We start from the raw sequence: 21,584 nt of genomic DNA on the forward strand, positions 1-21,584 counted from the left end.
TCCGTGATGGGAAATGGCGGGCGCGTCGGCTTCCCGACAGCATGGCCGCCCTTGCTTGAACCCGGCTCCCCTGGCGGACGTCAGCGCAAGGTCAGACGCATGACGTGGCGCCGGCGGTCAGGCCGCCCAGCTTCCGGTGCGCGGGGCGCGGCTTCCTGGGGGCGGGCGGCTTCGCGGACCTGGGCATGGCCCGCGAAGCATCGCGCCGCACGGCGGCTTCAATGGGACGAGGGCACGTCGGCCAGGTTCACCGGCGTGGTGGCGCGCTTCACCTTGGGGAAGAACAGGCCGGCGGCGAACGCGGCGAGCATCGCCGAGCACATGATCCAGAAGTTGATGGACAGGCCGGTGTCGAGCGCACCGCCGAGCGCCTCGAGAATGGAGGGGGCCAGCCCGTGTCCGTGCTCCGGTCCGAGCAGCTCCGCGGCCGCGCTCACGGGGACGTTCGGATCCTTCATGAGCTGCGAGACCAGCACGCCGCCCATCACGCCCACCCCCAGCGACCCGCCGATGGTGCGGAAGAACATGCTGCTGGCGGTGGCCACGCCGCGAAGCTCCCAGCCGACGCTCGTCTGGACCGCGACCATCGTGGCCATGGCGGCGAAGCCCAGGCCCAGGCCGAACAAGCCCATGGCGATCTCCGGCACGAGCATGGACGCGCCCGGCTTGAGCAGCAGCGCCATGAGCACGGTGCCAATGGACGCGAGGCCCAGGCCCCCGACGATGAGCGGCCGGAAGCCCGTGCGCACCATCACCTTGCCGCCGATGAGGCTCGCCAGCGGCCAGCCGACGATCATCGGGGTGATCATCCCTCCCGCCATGGTGGCCGAGCCACCGAGGACGCCCTGCACGTACAGGGGCACGTAGGTGGTGGCGCCGAACTGGGCGGCGGAGAAGAGGGCGCCCGCCACGGACGAGATGGCGATGGTGGGAATCTTGAAGATGCTCATCGGGATGATGGGCTCCGCGGCGCGCAGCTCCACGAGCACGAACGCGATGAGGAGCACCGCGGCGACGGGCAGGGCGAGGAGCGTACGGCCGGTGCCCTGCACGCCGAACAGGAGGGCCACCACGCCGGAGGACAGGAGCGCCGCGCCCGCGTAGTCGAGCCGGGCGCGAGCCTTGCGCTGGAGCTGCTCATGGAAGAACACGACGAGCAGGACCATGGAGCCCACGCCGATGGGGATGTTGATGAAGAAGACCCAGTGCCAGGTCAGGTACTTCACGATGAGGCCGCCGGTGAGCGGTCCCGCGAGGCCGGCGATGCCCCACACGGCGCTGAACGCGCCCTGGACCTTCCCGCGCTGCTCCAGCGTGTAGATGTCCCCGATGATGGTGAGCGCGATGGGCTGCATGGCCCCGGCGCCCAGGCCCTGGAGGACGCGGAAGACGATCAGCATGTTCATCGACGTGGAGAGGCCACACGCGATGGACGCGACGAGGAAGAGGCTGGTGCCGAAGAGGAGGATGGGCTTGCGGCCGTAGAGGTCCGCGAGCTTCCCGTAGATGGGCACGGTGATGGTGGAGGACAGCATGTACGCGGTGAAGACCCACGCGTAGTGCTGGATGCCGCCCAGGTCGCTGACCACCGTGGGCATGGCGGTGGAGACGACGGTCATCTCCAGCGCGGCGATGAAGAGGCACAGCGCGAGAGCCAGGGTGGTGAAGGGTCGGTGGGTGGTGCGCATGTCGGAAGGTTCAGGCCCGGGGAAAGGCCCCTGGGTAACGCGTGCCTGTCCGCGTCGCCAACGTCAAGCACGTGAATCCCGCTTGGGGGTGCAATCGTTGGGAATTCCAGGCCCACTCTGGAAGGTCGGCGGTGGAGGGGGCGTCCAGGTGGGGTAGGGTCCGGCGGCCTCGTGGGTTCGAGGCGCACGCATGGTCACGGATTCGAAAACGAGCGAGGCGGGACGTTGGAGGACGGCGGTCGCCGGGGTGCTGGGGCTCTACGCGGTAGGGCTGGTGCTGGCGGAGGCGGTGCTCCAGGCCGGCGCCATCCTGGCGCTCGCGTTGGCGCTGGCGCTGGTGGCGACGAAGCGCCTGCGACTGGAGCAGGACGTCCGGGCGTTCGTGCTCGCGAGCGTCGCGCTGTGCGGGTGGCAGCTCGTGTCACCCGCGGTGGCTCTGATGACGGGAGCGGCGGCGAAGTGGCCGAGGGGCGCGAGGTACGGCCAGGCGCTGGACTCGGTGGCGGGAGCGGCGGTGGCGTGCATCGGGACGCTGGGCGTGCCGTGGGTGATGCTGGGAGGCCTCGTCGCGGGAGGATGGCTGCTGGCGGCGGCGCTGGGCTTCTTCCAGCACCGGGTGATGTGGCCGTGGGAGCCGCCCCGGTTCCTGAAGCTGAACCTGTCGCGTCTGCACGAGAACTTCGGCACGGAGGAGCAGCCGAGGTACGCGGCGGGAGGGTTCTTCTTCCACCGGCTGCGCTTCGCGCATGGGGCCATCGCGGTGCTGGGGCCCGCGCTGGCGGTGCTCGGCCGGTCGAAGGTGACGCGGCAGCGGGTGTTGGCGGGGGCGGTGGTGCTGGCGTTGCTGCTGTCCATCTACGGTTCGTTCGCGAGGGCGGCGCTGGGCGCGGCGTTGGGCGTGTGCGTGCTGGCGTTGTTGCTGTTGTTGCGGGGGACGGCGAGGAAGGCGGGGCTCGGGGTGGCGGTGGCGCTGGTCGTCCTCGTGTTGCTGACGCCCGCGTGGCGGGAGCGCTTTGGCAAGGCGGTGGACAACCTGTTCGGCGGGGGGGAGCGGTCGTTGGCGATGTCCGTGGGCTGGCGCCTGGTGCGTGAGCACCCCTGGGTGGGCGTGGGCTTCGGGAACCACAAGCCCGCGGCGCTGGCGACGCAGGCGGAGACGGGCATCACGGACCTGCTGGCCACGGACTCACACAACCTCTGGCTGACGGCGTGGGCGGAGACCGGGCTCCTGGGGCTGGCGCTGCTGGCGGCGATGCACGTGCTGCTGGCGAGGGCGCTGGTGCGGAGGCACCGGGCGGGTTCCATTCCGGCCACCGGCGCGTTGTTGTCCTTCGTGGGCTTCCACGTCCTGGGGTTGGTGCACTACCTGCCGTTCCACTCCAGCGTGCATCTGTCCTTCATGCTCGTGTGGGGACTCGGGCTGTGTGAGCGCGAGGGCGTGGTGCGGCCGTTGTCCGGCTCCTGAATGATGATGGATGGCCCTCGGCGTTAGAGCCCCAGCTCCAAGCCAATGCCCGGCGCCACGGACCAGAGCGTCTTGCGGGTGCGGGTTCCCGGGTACCACTCGCCCACGAGCTGCGCCCGGAGGCGCTCCACGAGCGTGATCCCCACGAGCGCCTGGACGACTGGCCGTGAGCACGCGGTCACATGGCTGGCGCCTCGGTCCAGGCATGGCTCCGTCCCGTAGCTGTCATTGGCGCTGAACAGCCACCCCGCGCGAATCGCGAACCGGCTCTGGGAGAGAACGGACTGCCTCGAGCGTGGCTGGAACTCGAGCCCTCCCACGAGGGCGACACCGAACGGGGCGCTGCTGCTTCCCGCGGAGAGGACATCCTCGAGTCCCCGGAACCCAAGCGCGCTCGCGAACCGGAGTCCGGAGGGGAGCGGGAGCTCGGAGGCCGCGACGCTCAGCCCTGCTTCGCTCTCGGTGGGGCCCAGCGTGGCGTGGAACACCAGGCGCTGGGATTCGTAGCTGATGCTGTCCACCGCGAGCTTGCCCGCGAAGCGCACCGTGGGCTTGTCGGCCCCGGGCTGCACCGCCGCCAGCCGGCTTGCGGCGCTCCCGAGCGCATGGCGGATCCGCAGGACGGCGAGATCGCCTCGGCCCCTCGGCACGCCCAGATCGCGAAACTGGAAGCCATAGGCCCCCAGCAGCCGCATGGAATACGCCAGCTCTGTCTCCTTGTCGCTCCGCTTCCAGTCGGGCCATTCGGAGGGATGGAGGCCGGGGACCCTGGGCGGTGGCTGCCCCGCGATGGCGCGGTCGCAGTGCGCGTTTCGCCAGGAGGCAGGGGGCGTTGTCCCCGCGGACTTGCTGCACGCGTCGTAGAGCTGATCCAACGACATCTGCAACAGCGCCCGGAAGTCCTCGAGCCCTTCGCCCTGACACGCCTGGGCCGCGTTGGGTGAGGAGTCATAGACGGCGCTCATGCATGTGAAGGGCTGCCATCCCCCAAGACCTTTCGCGGCGTTCGCGAGCAGCCTTTCGGAGGGCTTCCATTCCTCCCGGAACGCGTCATCCAACATCCGGCGGGCGTCATACATGCCGAGGTAGAAATCAAAGACACGGAAGCCGGTCTCGAAGAAGCCGAGGAACGCGAAGAGGGGCGCACCGGCGGCGGGGAAGTGCCGGCGGGGAAGGGTGAGCCGCCGGGCGATCTCCGGCTCCTCCTCGAGGAGCAGGGCCAGCTCCTTGGACCGCGCTGTATCCACGAAGGCGGCCAGGACCTCCGCGAGGATCGCTGGCAAGGACTCGGGAGCCGTCCCGGTTGGGGCCGGGGGCGCGACCGGATACTCGGTGGCGTCTGGATCGATGAACGCGAACGTGATGCCCCCGGGCGTCGTGTGCACGTCTGGCCTGGGGACCGGGCGCCACTCCAGCCGTCCATTCGGTGCTTCGCGCAGGCCATCGCGAGCAAGCCCCACCGCGAGGCGAAGCGGGGTGTTGTCGAAGACGCCGCCGTCGATGAAGAGATCGCTCCGCGCCTCCGTTGGCAGGCACACCCCCGGAGTGGCGGAGGCGTTCGACGCGCAGGTGCGCAGCATCTGGGGCGCGAACGCGATGGGGAAGGACATGGACGCGAGCAGGAGTCGGCGCAGGTTCGCGAAGGGGATCTCCCCGTGCGCGTCTGTTTCAAGCATCAGCTCCAGGCGGCGACTCTCGGGCGTGGTGTAGTTGGTCGCGCGCGGCGGCTGTCCGGGTCCTCGGCCCTGGATGCGGATGGCGAACTTCTCTTCGAGGCGCGGCAGGTCGAGCCGTCCGTTCGCGACCTGGAGCACCCGGGGCGCCGTGCGCGTCGTCGAGACTCCGAGCACCACGTCGCACGTGGAGTCGAGGCCGCGATTCCAGGCCTGTTCAATATGGGCGGCGCGGCGTTCGAGCTGATCCCGGGAGAAGACACCCAGCGCCGTCGTCGAGGCTGGAATGAAGAGGTCGTTGAATCCAATGGGGATCCAGATGTCCCAGAACAGGGATTGGGCAGGGCTGGGAGCATTCACGCCACAGGCCGACATCACTGTCAGCAGGGCGTTGAGGCTTCCCGCGGATGCGCCTGTCACCAGCCGGAGATCCAGGGTGCGCGCGCCCTGGGAAGACGTCGTCGCGTAGTACAGGAGCCCCGCCTCGTAGGTCCCCAGGGACACGCCTCCGCTCACCGTGAGCGACGCGGCCGTCGGGGGCACGGGCTGGGTGGGGGCGGAAGCCTGCGCGCTGGCCTGTGAAGTGATGAGCACCAGGACACAGGCGAGGACCTGGGGCCACGGGCCGCGACCCCGTGAGGTCACACGACTGGACATCGACCGCGGCTCGCTGCTCCGGAGAACTCCCGGGAGCGGCGAGAATGGAGGGGGCGGCATCTGCCGCTCAAGGGGCTCCCGGAGCGGGAGGAAGCGGACATGTCTCTCATCGATCACCTGGATCACCTCGTCCTGACGTGTGTCGACGTCGAAGCCACCCGGCGGTTCTATACGGAAGTGCTTCAGCTGCGCCTTGAAACCTTCGGGGCGGGCCGCATCGCGTTCTGCTTCGGAAACCAGAAGCTCAACGTGCATGTGCGCGGGCATGAGTTCCCGCCGCATGCGCATCTGCCCGTGCCCGGTGCGCTGGACCTGTGCTTCATCGCCACGGTGCCGCTCGAGCAGGTCATCGCGCATCTGAACGCACGGGGCTGGCCCATCGTCGAAGGGCCGGTGGAGCGCACGGGCGCGACCCAGAAGCTCCGCTCGGTCTACGTCCGCGATCCGGATCTGAACCTGATCGAGATCTCGGAGCCGCTGTGTTGAGGGGATTCAGGGGGGCGTGAGCACGCGGCGGTAGACGCCCAGCGTCCGGAGCGCGCATGCGTCCCACGTGAAGCGTCCCGTCCGCTCACGGCCCAGCTCCGTCAACTCGCGACGCAGGTTGTCGTCCCTCAGGATTCGCAGCGTGGCTTCGCGCCACGCGGCCCAATCATCGGGAGGCAGTCGCATCGCGGCATTGCCCACGACCTCCGGAATGGCGGTCGTGTCCGCCGCGATCACCGGGCAACCCGAGGCCATCGCCTCCAGGGCCGGCAATCCAAACCCTTCGTACTTCGACGGCAGCAGCAGCGCCGCCGCCGCTCCGTAAAACAGCGGCATCTCCGCCTCGGACAGCTGCTCCAGGTCGAGGACGTTCTCGTGCAGGCCCAGGTCATGCGCCACCGCGCCCTTGCCCGCGAGCAGCACCAGCGGCACCGGAAGGTCCGCCGCGAACTTCCCCAGCATCGCCAGGTTCTTGAACGGCTTCGCGTTGCCCACGACCGCGACGTACCGCTCCGGCAACTCATGGCGCTCGCGGAACGCCTTGGCCTCGCTCGCGGTCGGCGGTTCGAAGCGTGGGTCCACGCCGTTGTGAATCACCTGGAACCGGTACGGCGACATCTTCAGATACTTCCCCAGCTCCTCCCGGGAGAAGTCAGACACCGTGATCAGCGCCGACGCCAATCGCGCCCGCGGTCCCACAACGGCCTTGTAATAGATTGCCTGCACCGGCGTGTATTGGTCCGCCAGCGCCAGATGGTTCGCGTCGTGCAGCGTCGCCACCAACCGCCCCGGCCAGAACAGCGGCAACGAGAACGACGTCGCGTGGAACAGGTCCGGCTTCAGCTTCGCCAGCTCATACGCCAGCAGCGGTTGCTCCGTCGGGGACAGGTAGCCCGCCCGGGAGCGGTGCAGCGGAATCCTCGGCGTCAGGTCGCCCAGGTCGTCCGGCAACCCCTTCGCGGGCACGAGGGCGGAGAACTCCAGGTCCGGGGCCAGCGCGGGCAGACGGCGCGCCAGCTCCAGCGCGTACCTCGCGATGCCGTGGAGCTGACCGCGCACCATTCTCAGGTCGAGGAGGACAGAGGGCACGCTCCCTGGCCTAGCACACGCGGCCTTCCTCCGGCACCGCTGCTCCGCCAGTGCTACAAGGCGCTCCCCGTGAAGGTCGCCCTCGTCCACGACTGGCTTGTCACCCACCGCGGTGGAGAACGCGTCCTCGACGCCCTCTGCGAACTGTACCCCGACGCGGACCTCTACACCCTCATCCACCAGCCGGGCAGCCAGCCCCCCCGCATCGAGAACCGGCGCATCACCACGTCGTTCCTCCAGCACATCCCCGGCATCCACGCGCGCTACCGGCACTTCCTGCCGCTGTTCCCCCGCGCCATCGAAGCCCTGCGCATCACCGGCGATTACGACCTCGTCCTGTCCTCCAGCCACTGCGTCGCCAAGGGCATCCACGCCCCGCCCGGGGTCCCCCATCTGAGCTACGTCCACGCGCCCATGCGGTACATGTGGGACCTGTTCGACGAGTACTTCGGCCCTGGCCGCGCGAGCCGTCCCGTGCGCGCCGCCGCCCTCGCCGTGCGCCCCTACCTCCAGCGCTGGGATCGCGCCTCCACCGACGGCGTGCACCGCATCGTCGCCAACAGCCAGCACATCGCAGGGAAGATCCGCCGCTTCTGGGGCCGCGAGGCCTCCGTCGTCCCGCCCCCCGTGGAGCTGGACCGCTTCACCCAACTGCCGCTCGAAGGAGGAGGGAAGGGCGGCTACTTCCTGTGGCTGGGCGCCTTCGCTCCGTACAAGCGCCTGGACGTCGCGCTGGAGGCCTTCCGCACCCTGGAGGCCCCCCTGTGGGTCGTGGGCACGGGCCAGGAGGCCGCGCGCCTCACCTCCGGACCGCTGCCGCCCCACATCCGCTTCCTCGGCAACGTCCCGGACGCCGCGCTCCCCGCGCTCTACCGCGACGCCCGCGCGCTCCTCTTCACCCCCGAGGAGGACTTCGGCATCACCCCCCTGGAGTCCCAGGCCACGGGCCGCCCCGTCATCGCCTTCGGGAAGGGGGGCGCCCTGGAGACCGTCACCGCGAAGACGGGCCTCTTCTTCGCCGAACAGACCCCTGCGTCCCTCGCCGCCGCCGTGCGCCAGTTCGACGCCTGGGAGCGGACCTTCCGCCCCGAGGACGCCCGCGCCCAGGCCGAGCGCTTCGGCCGCGCCCGCTTCCAGCAGGCCATCCAGGCCGAGGTCGACGCCCTCCTGCGCCTGCCCCCGTCCTCCCCAGGGGTGTGACACCGCTGTCCGTCCCCTCCCCACTTTCCCGAGGCCTGCCCGCTTTCCCGCACTCCGGGTATCCGCCGCCCTCTGGGCCAACCCCTTGGTTTCACGGAAAAACCCGTGCTAGGACGCCGCGCCGGGGGTGGGACCCGGCCGGGTAGGAGGGCCGGGGGCTCAGGGTGCGTGTCTTGCATCCGACGGACGGTCTTCGTCCCCCGGTCAGGAGTCATCGCGGTGTTTGGTCGCCTGCAACGCTTCTACACGTCCATCAAGGTCGCCGCCGACGCGGGGATGCTCGCGGTGGCGTTCGTGCTCGCGTACTTCACCCGCTTCAGCGGCCTGGTGCCCATCACGGAAGGCGTCCCGCCCATGGGCGAGACGTTCGTGTCCCTGGTGATGGTGCTGATCATCTTCCCGATGACGTTCCAGCGGGCGCGGCTGTACGCGACCAACCGCTCGCGCTCGCACATGGGGGAGCTGTTCGAGCTGTTCAAGGCCACCATCACCGCGACGCTCGTCCTGGTGGCGGTGACGTACTTCATCCGCGAGCGCTATTCGCGCCTCACGCTGGCCATCTTCGTCATCTACGCGTTCACGCTCATCGCGCTGTCGCGACTGGCCTTCCGGCACGTCCTCAGCGAGGTGCGCCGGCGCGGCTACAACCTCAAGTCCATCCTCGTCATCGGCGAGGAGGACCTGGGCCTGCGCACCATCGAGACGGTGGAGAGCCACCGCGAGCTGGGCTTCCGCGTGACGGGCGTGCTGGCGCTGAAGGAGGAGAAGGTCGGCCAGTGGGTGGGCGGCGTGCGCGTCGTGGGGCACGTGGCCGGGGTCGAGGCGTACCTGGATGCGCACCCGGTCGATCAGGTCATCATCGCCGTGCCGCTGGAGGATCAGGCGCGGGTGAAGCCGCTGATGGAGCAGCTGGCGCTGCGCACGGTGGACGTCAAGGTGGTGCCGGACCTGTACCAGTACATCACCCTGTACGGGGGCCTTGAGGAGTTCGGCGGTCTGCCCATCATCAGCCTCCAGGGCGACCCCATGGACGGTTGGAGCCGCGTGGCCAAGCGCGTGTTCGACGTGCTGTTCTCGCTGGTGGCCATCGGGGTGAGCGCGCCGCTGATGCTCGTGACGGCGCTGCTGGTGCGGCTGACCAGCAAGGGCCCCATCCTCTATCGCCAGGAGCGCATGGGCATGGATGGGCGGACCTTCCCCATCCTCAAGTTCCGGACCATGCGCGTGGACGCCGAGTCGCAGGGCGCCACCATGGCGAGCGCCGTGGACGCGCGGCGCACCCCGGTGGGGACGTTCCTGCGCAAGTACTCGCTGGATGAGCTGCCGCAGTTCTTCAACGTGCTCCGGGGCGACATGAGCCTCGTGGGCCCGCGGCCGGAGCGCCCCGTCTTCATCGAGGAGTTCAAGCGGCAGATTCCGCGCTACCACCTGCGCCACAAGGTGAAGGCGGGCATCACCGGCTGGGCGCAGATCAACGGCCTGCGCGGCCAGACGTCCATCCAGAAGCGCATCGAGTACGACCTGTACTACATCGAGAACTGGTCGCTGCTGATGGACCTGAAGATCCTCCTGCGCACCGCGCTGGGGGGCTTCCTGTCGAAGAACGCGTACTGAGTCGGGCGGCTCCCGGGCCGGGTTGGGAGTCCGGGGTGGGGGCGGGCCTGACCGGTGCGCAGGTCGTATTCATGCGCACCCTCTGTTGGCGTCGCGAAGCCGTCTAGACTCACTCGCGACATGGCCGACAAGCTGGGATTGACGCTGGTCCGCAAGGGCCTCCTGACGCAGGCGCAGCTCGACCAGGGCATGAGCGCGCAGCTCGTCCACGGGGGCCGGCTGGGCTCGCGGCTCGTGGAGCTGGGGTTCCTGGACATCGAGACGGTGGGCATGGTGCTGGGGGAGCTGACCCGGCTGCCCGTGGCGATGGAGGCGGACTTCGACGCCGTCACCGACGCGACGCTGAAGCTGCTGACGGCGGACCAGGCGGAGAAGCATCAGGCGTTCCCGCTCGCGGTGGAGGGCCGGCGGCTGAAGGTCGCGATGGCGAACCCGCTGGACCTCCAGACGACGGATGCGCTCGGGTTCATCACCGGCATGCGCATCGTGCCGTACGTCGTGCCGGAGCTGCGGCTGTTCCATTACCTGTCGAAGCGCTACGACGTCGACCGGCCGACGCGGCCGTTGAAGGCGCCCATCCCCGTGCCCGCGCGCCGGTCCGTGTCGGTGGCGACGGTGGCCCCCCTGGCCGCGGTGGCTCCGGTGGTCGTGCCGCCTCCGCCCGTGCCGCCGCCTCCCGCGCCCGTGCGCTCGGAGCCGGAGGTCGCGGGGATGTTCGGGGGGCTCGCGCCGGGACAGTTCCTCAGTGATGACTCGGATGATCAGGAGGCCGAGGCGGACCTGGCCGACGCGACCATCGTGGGCGAGGAGCTGCCGGACATCGTGATGGGGGAGGTGGTGCGGGCCGCGCCTCCCGTGGAGGTGGCGCGGCCGACGGGGATTCCTCCCGCGGGGCCGCCTCGTGCGCCCATGGCGACACAGCCTCCAGGAATGGTGGCTCGGCAGGGAGCGGTGCCTCCGGGGCCTGCGCCGGGTGCTCCTTCGCCAGTGGGGGCGGTGACGCCCGGAGCTGTCGCGGGTGGCGTCGCGCCCACGGGCATGATGCCTCCGGGAGTTGTTCCAGGTGCGCCGTCGCCAACGGGTGGGCTCACGCCTCCCGGCGCGATGCCTTCCGGGGCTGCGCCTTCGCCAGTGGGCGCGGTGCCTCCAGGTGCTGTCGCGGGTGCGCCTTCGGGGGGACCTCCTCCTGGCCCTGCGGTTCCCCCTCGCGCGATGCCTCCCCCGGGGGCACCGGGAGCGCAGCCGCCCGGGATGATTGGGCGGGGTGGGCCGGGGCCCGTGGTGCCTCCGGGTGTTCGGCCTTCGGCGACGGGGATTCCCGCGGTGGCGAAGGCACCGCCTCCTGGAATGCGGCCTGTCGCACCGGGTGGACCCGGGCCCGCGGCGGCTCGTCCGATGGGCCCTCCGCCGGGTGCTCCGATGCCACCGGGGATGGTCCGTGCGGGTCCTCCGCCGGGCATGGCTCCGGGGATGGCGCCTCGGCCCGTTCCTGGCACACCGCCTCCCGGGGTGGCCGCACCGGCCGGCGCGGGGCCTGTTCCTCCGGGCGCACAGCCACCTGGGGTGGCCGGACCGACCGGTGCGGGGCCTGTTCCTCCGGGCTCGCGTCCTCCGTCCATGACGGGCGTTCCAGCCGCCGGTGCTCCTGTCGGCGCGCGTCCGGTGGGCCCCCCAGGAGCCCCGGGCTCTGCTCCGCCGAATGCCACGCCGGGAAGGCCCGCCACGGTGGGTGGAGCGCCGCCTCCAGGCGCACCGGCTCGCCAGGGGCCTCCGTCTGGGGCCGTGCCGTCGGTGGCTGTTGGCGTGGCCGGGCCGGGAGTCGCCGTTCCTCCCGCCGGTGTCCCGATGTCCGTCGCTCAGTCGCGTCCTGGAGTGGCAGGCCCCGTCGCGAGCCCGGGGAACATGCCAGCGGGGATGGTCCCGGGTGCACCTCATGCCGTGGCGAGCCCCCCTTCAGCGGGTGCGCCGGTGTCCGTGGCCCAGGCAGCGATTGGAGCTGCTTCTCCGGGCACGGCAAACCCCGTCACGGCTCCTCCTCCGGGCGGGACCCCTCCTGTCGCGGCTCGACGCCCTTCTGGAGTGACGAATGCCCTGACGGGAGGCTCCTCGGGCGTCCCCGCCGTGGCCTCCAGCGACGCGCTCGCTGCGACTCACGTCGTCGCGGCCGGAGCTTCGACCTCCACGCCCCAGAGCAGGCCGAGCACGAAGCCGCCCCCTGAAGTCCCAGCCGCCGCACCCATGTCGGAACTGGGAGGGGAGTGGGCGGACGCGTTCACGGATGCGCCTTCCGTGGATGGGTCGTCTGTTCCGGCCAACAGTTCTCCCGTGGCGAGCCCGCCAACCGCCAGCGCGCCCACGGGGGCGATTGCAGCGCAAGGTGCTGTCCCCGCTCCGGGTCGAACGCCCTCGACGACGACGCCTGCGGTTTCGATTGCATCCAATCCCAGTCAGGTCGCGCCCATCGCTCCAAGTCTCGTGGCGGAGTCGGGATCCCCCCCCGAATCGGTCGCCTCCACGCAAGGGGTTGCACGCCCGGCGCAGGGTCCGTCGTTGTCCGAGCTGGTGATGGACGCCGAGCTTCTCGACGAGGGCGATGACATCCTGAGCCCCGAGTCATTCGAGGCCACACCCGAAGCACCGCCTGTCACACCCGCGAAGGCCTCCGAGATGGCCGAGGTCCTGACCGGGGATGATCTCGCCGACGACGACATCCTCGAAGCCGTGGATGCGATGTCCGCGGATCCGGTCAAGGCATCCACCTCCGAAGTGTCGGACGTCCTCGAAGACATGGATGTGCTTTCAGCCGAGCCGCATCAGGCCCTTGCGCCTGATGCGCCGGACAGCCTCGGTGATGCGGGCACGATGTCCGCGGATTCGCCCAAGCCCTCGGCCTCCGTGGCATCGGACCTTTTCGATGACGTGGACGTGCTGTCGGCCGAACCCCCGTCGTCGCCTGCCTCCGAAGTGGCGGACATCCTCGTCGCCGTGGATGTGTTGTCGGCCGAACCCCCGTCGTCACCTGCCTCCGAAGTGGCGGACATCCTCGGCGACCTGGATGTGCTGTCGGCTGAACCCCCGTCGTCACCTGCTTCTGAAGTGGCGGACATCCTCGGCGACGCGGATGTGCTGCCGGACGAACTACGCGCCACGGCATCGATCCCGGAGGCCGAGCCTGTCTGGGATGCTGCTCCCGAGCCCACCTCGCCGGAGGCATCCGCCGAGCCGCAGGAGCCGCTGACAGCCACGCCTGTCACCGAAGCGCCTCGTCACGAACCACCGTTGGCCGCCGTCGCTCGGGACGATGAGCCAGTGAAGGCGAGTGCGCTCGAAGTACCTCCGCAAGCGCCTGCGCTCGTCGAAGCCGCGAAGCCTGTCGTCCCGGCTCTCCCGTCCTCCTCCGAACAGGAGCGGTCGGATCCACCGACCCCCACGGATGTTCCGGCGGTGTCTGTCATTGCCGCCACCGCCGCGCAGGACCCCGAAGCCGACTCGCTCGAATTCAGCCTCGTGGGAGAGTCGCCCCGGGCCTCCGAAGAGCTCACGCCTCCGCCGTCCACGGACACGGGAGCCTCCGAAGCCTGGCAGGTCGCCGCCGCGCCGAAGACCGCCGCCGAGCCCACGGATGCACCACCGGCCTCGACGGCTTCCGAACCGCCGCGAACCGAAATCCCCCCCGAGTTCGAGGTCGCGCTGATCTCGGACTCCGAGCCCGCTTCCGGCGCCGCGCCAGAGCCCGCCGCGAAGGCTGCTCCGTCCACGGACCCGACGCTCCCCACGGCTCCCGAAGCCATGGGCGCCGCCAGCGTCACGGACGCGCAGCCGCACGCCGAGGCGCCGCCGGTCCCGCCGAAGCCGCGCCTCGTGGTCGCGCCGTCGACCCCGGTCCGTGACCGCACGCCCATCTCCCTCGAAGACCTGCCCGCGCCCTCCGAGGAGCCCATGCAGCTCGCCTCCACGTGGGAGTTCGTGGGCTGGCAGGGCGGCGGGGAAGGGGAGGGCGGCGTGGGCCACAGCGCGGACACCACCTGGGTGGACCGCGTCGTGGACCTGGAGGTTCCCGCCTCCGCGCCAGCCTCCTCGGAGGACGGCGTGGCCCTGGCCTCCGCGTGGGAGTTCATGCAGCACCCGTGGCAGCCGCAGGCCGTCGCGCGGATCGACCCCGCGCAGGCCCTGCTCGCCGCCGCCAGCGCCTCCTCGGACACTCCGCAGGACGGCCCCGTCGTCACGACGGAGCAGGTCCTCTCCGCGCTGGACACCGCGGACTCCCAGGGCATGGTGGGCAAGGTGCTGCTGGCCTACAGCGCGGGCCGCTTCCGCCGGGCCTTCCTGCTGGGCGACAGCTTCGGGCTCGCGCGCGTGGGCCGCGCCTGGGGGCCGGGCAGCGACCGTCCGGAAGTCACGGCGCTCAAGGTGGACCTGGACGCGCCGTCCCTCCTGGCCTCCGCGCTGACGGGCCCCAGCCCCAGCGTCTTCAGCGCCCCTCAGGGTCCCCAGGACGAGGCCATCTTCTCCGCGCTGTGCGAAGCCGAGTCACACCTGCTCGTCTTCCCGCTCCACGCGCGAGGCCAGCCCGTGGCCTTCTTCGTCGCCGAGCACGGCCCCGCGCCCCTGGAGGTCTCCCTGCTGGAGGAGCTGGGCCGCATCGCGGAGCGCGCGGTGGAGATCTGCACGCGCCTCCACCGCTTCCCCTGAAGCACGAAGGGCTCCGGAGCCTGCGCCCCGGAGCCCTTCCTTACGTCCTGAACGCGCCGCCGCGGCCTAGCTGCAGCCGCTCGTCGTGCCGCAGTTCGCGCACTTGTAGCAGGCGCCACTGCGCACGGTGATGGCGCCGCAGGTGTGGCAGGGCGGGGCGTCCGCCTGGTTCAGGTACGTGCTGCGCGAGTTCATCGCGGACAACTGCAGCGTCCCCTGCGTCGGCACCGCCGCTTGCGTCACCGGCTCCGGAGGGGACTCCTCCACCGGCGTCACCTCCGCCTCGTCGCCGCGCGGCGAGGTGGGCAGGAACTTCAACGACAGCCACCGGAAGATGTAGTCCGTGATGGACTTGGCGATGGGGATGGCCGGGTTGCCCGTGAAGCCGCTCGGCTCGTAGCGGGTGTGGCAGAACTTGTCGGCCAGCACCTGCATCGGCACGCCGTACTGGAGCGCCAGCGACACGCTGGTGGCGAAGCTGTCCATCAGCCCGCTGACCACCGAGCCCTCCTTCGCCATCACCACGAACAGCTCGCCCGGCGCGCCGTCCTCGTACATGCCCACCGTCAGGTAGCCCTCGTGGCCCCCGATGGAGAACTTGTGCGTGATGGACTGCCGCTCGTCCGGCAGCCGGCGACGGCGCGCCTTGGGCTCCGGCATCACCGCGGGCGCGGGCTCGGCGGCCACGCGGCGGGCCTCCGGGGCCTTGTCCTGCGACGTGTTGAGCGGCTGCGTGCGCTTGCACCCGTCGCGGTAGACCGCGATGGCCTTCAGGCCGCTCTTCCACGCCTCCACGTACGCCTTCTCGATGTCCTCCACCGAGGCGTCGTTGGGCATGTTGACCGTCTTGGAGATGGCGCCAGAGAGGAACGGCTGCGTCGCGGCCATCATCTCGATGTGGCCCATCCAGTGGATGCTGCGCTGTCCCTTGGACGGCTTGAAGGCGCAGTCGAACACCGGCAGGTGCTCCGGCTTCAGGTGCGGCGCGCCCTCGATGGTGTCCTGCCTGTCCAGGTACGCGACGATGTCCTGCGCCTGCGTCTGCGCATAGCCCAGCTTCTCCAGGGCCAGCGGCACCGTCTGGTTGACGATCTTCAGCATGCCGCCGCCCACCAGCTTCTTGTACTTGATGAGCGCGATGTCCGGCTCGATGCCGGTGGTGTCGCAGTCCATCATGAAGCCGATGGTGCCCGTGGGGGCCAGCACCGTCACCTGACTGTTGCGGTAGCCGTGCTCCGTGCCGTGCGCCAGCGCGTCGTCCCACGACGCCTTCTGCGCCGCGTACAGCTCCGCGCTCACGCCGTCCTGGGACAGCTGGTACGCCGCCTTGCGGTGCTTGCGGATGACCCCCAGCATCGGCTCCGCGTTGTTGCCGTAGCCCGCGAACGCGCCCTGCTTCTGGGCGATGCGCGCGCTCGTCGCGTACGCCTCGCCGCACATCAGCGACGTGATGGCCGCCGCGTAGTTGCGGCCCGCGGGCGAGTCGTACGGCAGGCCCGACGCCATCAGCAGTGCGCCCAGGTTCGCGTACCCCAGGCCCAGCGGCCGGTAGTCGTGGCTGTTCTTCGCGATGCGCTCGGTGGGATAGCGGCTGAAGCCGACGATGATCTCCTGCGCCAGCAGCACCACCGACACCGCGTGCTTGAACGCGGCCACGTCGAAGCCGCCCTCCAGCGTGCGGAAGTGCATCAGGTTCAGCGACGCCAGGTTGCAGGCCGAGTCATCCAGGAACATGTACTCGGAGCAGGGGTTGGACGCGTTGATGCGCGCCGTGCCGGAGCACGTGTGCCACGCGTTCACCGTGGTGTCGTACTGGAGGCCGGGGTCGCCGCACAGGTGCGCCGCCTCCGCGATCTCGCGGAACAGCTCCCGCGCCTTGAACGTCTCCACCACCTGGCCGTCGCGCACCGCGCGCGTCTGCCACGGACCGTCATTCACCACCGCGTTCATGAAGTCGTCGGTGACGCGCACGGAGTTGTTCGAGTTCTGGAAGAACACGGACCCGTACGCCTCGCCGTTGAAGGAGGGGTCGTAGCCGGCCTCGATGAGCGCCCAGGCCTTCTTCTCCTCGTTCGACTTGCAGCGGATGAACTCGAGGATGTCCGGGTGCTCGGCGTTGAGGATGACCATCTTCGCCGCGCGCCGCGTCTTGCCGCCGCTCTTGATGACGCCCGCGAACGCGTCGAAGCCGCGCATGAACGACACCGGGCCGGACGCGGTGCCGCCGCCCGCCAGCAGCTCCTTGCTCCCGCGGATGGAGGAGAGGTTGGAGCCCGTGCCGCTGCCGTACTTGAAGAGCATCCCCTCCGTGCGCGCCAGCCCCAGGATGGACTCCATGTTGTCGTCCACGCTGTTGATGAAGCACGCCGAGCACTGCGGGTGCGCTTCCACGCCCACGTTGAACCAGACGGGCGAATTGAAGGCCGCCTTCTGCCGCAGCAACAGGTGCGTCAGCTCCGCGTGGAACGTGTCGCGGTCCGCCTCCGACGCGAAGTAGTGCCCGTCCTCGCCCCAGCGGGCGAGGGTGTCCACCACGCGCGCCACCAGCTTGCGCACGCTCGTCTCACGGTCCGGCGTCCCAGGCGTGCCCCGGAAGTACTTCGACGCCACGACGTTCGTCGCCAGCATCGACCAGGACTTGGGGACTTCGATGTCCTTCTGGTCGAAGACGACCTTGCCGTCCTCGCCCTTGATGCTCGCGCCGCGGGACTCCCACGCCAGCTCGTCCGCCGGATCCACTCCCGGCGTCGTGAAGAAGCGCTCCAGGCTCAGCCCCGTCGTGGTCGTCGCGGCCTTCCCCTTCGCCCGTCCCCCGCGCCGCGACTCCTTGCCTCCCACCACCGGCTTGCCACCCAGTTCCTTCTCCATGACGCCCACCTCCAGATTCACTGAGAGTGCTGATGCAAAGTTTGCGGAAACGCCAACGCCGCGAGATCCCAGGGGATCCGTTGCTCACGCGTGGACACAGGAAAGGCGGCGCTGGGATGGTTCGGGGCGGGCGGAAACCAGTGGACGCATCCCTGGAATCCGGGCCCGGGCCTGACTGCCCACCCGCCGGGCGGGCGGATCCATATGATCGCCGGGGGGGGCCGTCAATATCCCCCGGCTCCCCTATATCTAGTGTCCGGTTTCAACGTACACACTTCATTTTGTGTGCCTTCGGACTGGAAAGACCCTGAGGCGCTGCTCTCCTGCGCAGTGGGTGTGATCCTGACCCAAGGCTGATCTAGGAACCCGGTTCCCAGGTGGCAACGGCTGCCGTGGCTGGCGATGTAGGGTCATGACCCTGCATCGCCACGGGGACCGCCAGAGGGGGACGCCAAGCGCTCGTGATCACTCGCGGATGTTTGCTGTCAGTCCGTGCACCGGGCGGAGGGGGACTCCCTGGCTCGCGCGGCTGGGGGCCCGGGCGGAGGGGGCCTGACGGCTCGGGCGCTGAACGGGGGCATCGATTTCGACGGTCGGGCGCGTTAGGAGGCGAACCATGCCGCCTCCCTTTGAACGCCATGTCTTCGTCTGCACCAACCGTCGCCCGGAGGGGAACCCGAAGGGGTGCTGCGCCTCCAAGGGGGGAGAGGAGGTCCGGGCGGCCTTCAAGGAGGAGCTCGACAAGCGCGGGCTCAAGCGCACGATGCGCGCCAACGCGGCGGGCTGCGTGGACACCTGCGCGTTCGGCGTCTCCGTGGTCGTCTATCCGGAGGGCACCTGGTACGGCGGCGTGAAGGTGGAGGACGTGCCCACCATCGTCGAGGAGCACCTGGTGCAGGGCCGCCCCGTGGAGCGGCTGTTGATGCCCTTCAACAAGAAGGCGGAGCGCTGAAGGCGGCTCTCGAGCCACCTCGCGCCCCGCCCCGGGAAGCCTGGAGCCCGTGACTTAGCGGCGCTTGCCCAGCAGGCGCACGAGCGACAGGAACAGGTTGATGAAGTCCAGGTAGAGGGTGAGCGCGCCCACGATGCTCACCGCCGCCGTGCTCTGGTAGCCGGTGCCCGCGTGGTACTCGCGCAGCTTCTGCGTGTCGTAGGCGGTGAGGCCGGCGAACACGAGCACGCCCGCGCAGGCGGTCACGAACGACACGGCGTCGCTGCGGATGAACAGGTTCACCAGGCCCGCGACGAGGATGCCGATGAGGCCCATGAAGAGGAACGTGCCCCAGCCGCTCAGGTCCTTCTTGGTGACGGTGCCGTAGACGGCCATCGCGCCGTACACCGCGGACGTGATGAAGAACACCTGGGCGAGCGAGCCCGCCGTGTAGATGAGGAAGAGCACCGACAGCGTCACGCCGTTCATCGCCGAGTAGCCCAGGAACATCATCGCGGCCACCGGGCCGGACAGCCGGGGCGCCAGGAACGACAGCGCCATCACCAGGCCCAGCTCCGCCAGGATGAGGCCCATCCGGTACTCCAACGCGATCTGGAGCAGCGCCTGGTTGGTCACCGTCAGCAGCGCCATCACGCCCGTCAGCGCCAGGCCGGCGAACATCCAGCCGTGCACGCGCGACATGAACGCGCGCTGCGACTCCTGCACCAGGACCGAGTCCACCTCGGCCTCCCGGCCGCTCTGCCACCCACCCGAAGATTCCCACGCCATGTGTTTCGTTTCCTTTCGGACCGGGCCCACCGAGCCCCGGCCTCTGTCTAACGAGGACCCCTGGAGGACGCTTTAAAGCGCCTTCCAGGCCAGCAAAAGCTTCGAGGCGACTTCCGTCGTGATGAGGGGCAGCACGCCTCCGCCGCCCACGATGTTGACGATCTCCGACATGGACCCACGGCACACCCCGCCCCACGCGGGCTGCTTCGCCAGCCCCACGGACGCATAGGCCGAGTAGTCCACGAAGAACGACGTGGGGAGCACGCTGTTCTGCCCGCACAGCAGGTGATCCTCCGGCTGCGTGTCCACCACCTCCTGGACGACGAAGCCGCCACCCTGGGGGTCCGTGGCGGCGTGCTCGCACAGCTGGGCCCACGTCTTGGATTCACCGTAGGCGCCCTTGACGCGCTCCTCGTAGGGCACCGTGCCCACCGAGCGGCCCAGGAACACCGCCTTGCCGCCGTAGTCCCAGGCGCGCTTGAGCACGAAGCGCGCGGGCTCCTGGGCCACGCGCGCCACGATGTCGTCCACGCGCGCGCCGTCGGGACCCACGCCGGGTCCGTGGCGGAAGGGGCGCGTCCACGGCACCGCCGCGCGCACCGCCTCCAGCTCCTCCGGCGTGAGGCCCGCGCGCTCGGCGAGCGCGGCGTCCGTCACCGCCTGCGACAGCAGCGCGAACGTCGTCTTCACCTCCACCTGCGAGGCGGGCGGGTTGAGGAACACGGCCTTCTTCCCGGGGACCGTGCCCAGGAAGTCCTCCATCCACGGAGCGGGGGACTGCTCCAGACGGCGCACGAACAGGTGGCGGTAGACGAGGTCGTACTTCTTGCCGTTCGCCGTGAAGGCGTCCTCCCCGGACACGTCCTCCGGGTGCACGATGTCCGCGTCCGCGCCGAACTCGCGGAAGCGTTCGCACAGCCAGCGCAGCTCCGTCACCTGCGCGTCGTTCTTGCGGCACAGCAGCGCCACCGTGTCCGGCATCTTCCCGTCGCGCTCGGCCGCGTAGCCGTCCAGGAGCGCGCGGTAGAGCGCCAGCGCGTTGTTGCCGTTGAGCGTGAGCAGCGCCGCGAGCCCCTTCTCCGGGTAGCGAAGGTGCCGCGCCACGACCTCGATGAAGGTGCGCGCCGCGATGTCCGAATAGCCCTGCATGGCCGGGATGGTGGCGTTGACCTCCAGCGCCCACGGCTGGCCGCCGGACACGAAGTAGTCCACGCGCGTCGTGACGAGCTTGCGGCTCGCCTCCCACGTGCGCTCGGCCAGCGCGCGCTCCAGCGGCGACAGGCTGCCCAGGAGCGTGTGGGCGTCGGGTCCGCCCAGCACCGCGCGGGCCATCTTCAGCGTGGCGGAGGCCAGCTTCGCGGACAGGAGGGCGCGGCGTTGGATCTCCGCCGCGTCCAGGATGACGGGCGTGGCGGTGATGGGGATGGGCTGGGTGCTGCCATCCGGCTTCGTCACCGCGAGGCCGCGCTGGTAGGCGGTCTTCGCCAGCTCCGGTCCAAAATAGTGTGCCTGCCTGCGCAGGACATCCATGAGCTCGTGCACGCGCGGAACCTACGACCCCTGGGGCTCGTGGGTCCACAACCCGCGCTTCGCCGGGCGCTTCCCCAGGCGGTCCCCCGCCGCGTCCCGTCCGAGGAGCGTCCAGGCGGACGGGCGCGGCGCCCGCGACTCCGGGCTTCGGCGGGCCCCATCGCCCGGTGCCGGGTCCTCGCTTGCGCCCGGACGGGGAGGTCGCTTAAAACAACTCAGTTGCTTTTTCGAGATTGAGTGGACGTGAGCCGCCTTCAACGCCCGACCCATGCGAGTCGCTCCCCGTCGCGCCTGCTGGCGCTGCCGTGGGTGCTCGTGTGCGTGCTGGTGTACGTGGGCAGCGTGCTCCACTTCGCGCTCGTGCAGCACACGACGTGCCTGGAGCACGGGGACGTGATGCACGTGAGCGAGGCCTCGGCGTCCGAAGGCCCGCCGGAGGAGGAGGTCTCCTTCGACGACGCGCGCGTGGCGCGGGCGCCGGTGGCGAAGGCTTCGCCCCATGGCGCGGAGGCTCACTGCCACCACGCCTTCTTCCGCCGCGAGGCCCCGCCTCCGGCCGGGTCGGCGCCCGTCGTGGCCGCCGTCTCCACGCGCTCCAGCCCCGCGCTGGCGGTGTTCCGCTTCCACGCGGCCCCCGTCGCGCTGCTGAGACTCGCGCCCAAGTCATCACCGCCGCGCGCCTGATCTCCGCCGTCGAAGCCCGTCGTCTCCGCCCGGCGTGTCTCCGCGGGGCGGGATGTGTCGTGGCCTCCGGTGGCTTCGGCGTGCGCGTTCCCGTCCACTGACGGAGAGGGCGCACGCGGAGGCCTCGGGCCACGCACCCTCGCGCGCTTCGCCTCGCGGCTCCGCCTTCCAGTCCCGTCCGGTTCCTCGCGGACCCTCCCTGTCGGGGAGGTGTGCGC

At 70.2% G+C, this 21,584-nt stretch carries 13 protein-coding genes; 7 read left to right on the forward strand and 6 right to left on the reverse strand.

Annotation, left to right across the window (positions count from 1 at the left end):
- Nucleotides 1-218: 218 nt before the first annotated feature.
- Nucleotides 219-1,688, reverse strand: coding sequence for an MDR family MFS transporter (locus GTY96_RS18070; RefSeq protein ID WP_143901589.1), 1,470 nt, complete (start codon nt 1,686-1,688; stop codon nt 219-221).
- A gap of 190 nt (nt 1,689-1,878) precedes the next feature.
- Between GTY96_RS18070 and GTY96_RS18075 the strand changes: the two genes are divergently transcribed.
- The gene (locus tag GTY96_RS18075; RefSeq protein ID WP_161665354.1) at nt 1,879-3,153 is read left to right on the forward strand and encodes an O-antigen ligase family protein; all 1,275 of its coding nucleotides are present in this window, start codon (nt 1,879-1,881) and stop codon (nt 3,151-3,153) included.
- Nucleotides 3,154-3,176: 23 nt separating this feature from the next.
- Here GTY96_RS18075 and GTY96_RS18080 read toward each other — a convergent pair whose 3' ends face one another.
- Complete coding sequence (locus GTY96_RS18080) at nt 3,177-5,420, reverse strand: patatin-like phospholipase family protein (RefSeq protein WP_328700927.1); 2,244 nt, start codon at nt 5,418-5,420, stop codon at nt 3,177-3,179.
- A 162-nt stretch (nt 5,421-5,582) separates the two neighbouring features.
- On the opposite strand from GTY96_RS18080, the gene GTY96_RS18085 reads away from it, so the two are divergent.
- Complete coding sequence (locus GTY96_RS18085) at nt 5,583-5,969, forward strand: VOC family protein (RefSeq protein WP_161665356.1); 387 nt, start codon at nt 5,583-5,585, stop codon at nt 5,967-5,969.
- Nucleotides 5,970-5,975: 6 nt separating this feature from the next.
- On the opposite strand, the gene GTY96_RS18090 is transcribed toward GTY96_RS18085, so the two are convergent.
- Nucleotides 5,976-7,031, reverse strand: coding sequence for a glycosyltransferase family 4 protein (locus GTY96_RS18090; RefSeq protein WP_161665428.1), 1,056 nt, complete (start codon nt 7,029-7,031; stop codon nt 5,976-5,978).
- Nucleotides 7,032-7,127: 96 nt separating this feature from the next.
- Here GTY96_RS18090 and GTY96_RS18095 point away from each other — a divergent pair, with 96 nt between their 5' ends.
- The 3 genes from GTY96_RS18095 to GTY96_RS18105 all read left to right on the forward strand — a co-directional run bounded on the left by GTY96_RS18095 (nt 7,128) and on the right by GTY96_RS18105 (nt 14,564).
- Nucleotides 7,128-8,258 (forward strand): glycosyltransferase, encoded by a 1,131-nt coding sequence (locus GTY96_RS18095; protein WP_161665357.1) that lies wholly within the window; start codon nt 7,128-7,130, stop codon nt 8,256-8,258.
- 219 nt (nt 8,259-8,477) lie between these two features.
- Nucleotides 8,478-9,872: an undecaprenyl-phosphate glucose phosphotransferase gene (locus GTY96_RS18100; RefSeq protein ID WP_143901579.1), complete on the forward strand. Its 1,395-nt coding sequence runs from the start codon at nt 8,478-8,480 to the stop codon at nt 9,870-9,872.
- A 120-nt stretch (nt 9,873-9,992) separates the two neighbouring features.
- Nucleotides 9,993-14,564, forward strand: coding sequence for a GspE/PulE/PilB domain-containing protein (locus tag GTY96_RS18105; RefSeq protein WP_161665358.1), 4,572 nt, complete (start codon nt 9,993-9,995; stop codon nt 14,562-14,564).
- A gap of 66 nt (nt 14,565-14,630) precedes the next feature.
- Here GTY96_RS18105 and GTY96_RS18110 read toward each other — a convergent pair whose 3' ends face one another.
- Nucleotides 14,631-17,432, reverse strand: a complete 2,802-nt coding sequence (locus GTY96_RS18110) for a vitamin B12-dependent ribonucleotide reductase (RefSeq protein ID WP_161665359.1) — start codon at nt 17,430-17,432, stop codon at nt 14,631-14,633.
- Nucleotides 17,433-18,048: 616 nt separating this feature from the next.
- On the opposite strand from GTY96_RS18110, the gene GTY96_RS18115 reads away from it, so the two are divergent.
- Nucleotides 18,049-18,384: a (2Fe-2S) ferredoxin domain-containing protein gene (locus GTY96_RS18115; protein WP_143901573.1), complete on the forward strand. Its 336-nt coding sequence runs from the start codon at nt 18,049-18,051 to the stop codon at nt 18,382-18,384.
- 54 nt (nt 18,385-18,438) lie between these two features.
- Here the strand turns inward: GTY96_RS18115 and GTY96_RS18120 are convergent, their stop codons facing one another.
- Nucleotides 18,439-19,152 carry a Bax inhibitor-1/YccA family protein gene (locus GTY96_RS18120; protein ID WP_143901571.1) on the reverse strand — a complete coding sequence of 238 codons (714 nt, stop codon included), beginning with the start codon at nt 19,150-19,152 and terminating at the stop codon, nt 18,439-18,441.
- Nucleotides 19,153-19,224: 72 nt separating this feature from the next.
- Nucleotides 19,225-20,682, reverse strand: a complete 1,458-nt coding sequence (locus tag GTY96_RS18125; protein WP_201756199.1) for a hypothetical protein — start codon at nt 20,680-20,682, stop codon at nt 19,225-19,227.
- 243 nt (nt 20,683-20,925) lie between these two features.
- On the opposite strand from GTY96_RS18125, the gene GTY96_RS18130 reads away from it, so the two are divergent.
- Nucleotides 20,926-21,366 (forward strand): hypothetical protein, encoded by a 441-nt coding sequence (locus GTY96_RS18130; protein ID WP_161665361.1) that lies wholly within the window; start codon nt 20,926-20,928, stop codon nt 21,364-21,366.
- Nucleotides 21,367-21,584 lie beyond the last annotated feature (218 nt).

The organism is Corallococcus silvisoli (assembly GCF_009909145.1).
GTDB classification, from domain to species: Bacteria; Myxococcota; Myxococcia; order Myxococcales; family Myxococcaceae; genus Corallococcus; species Corallococcus silvisoli.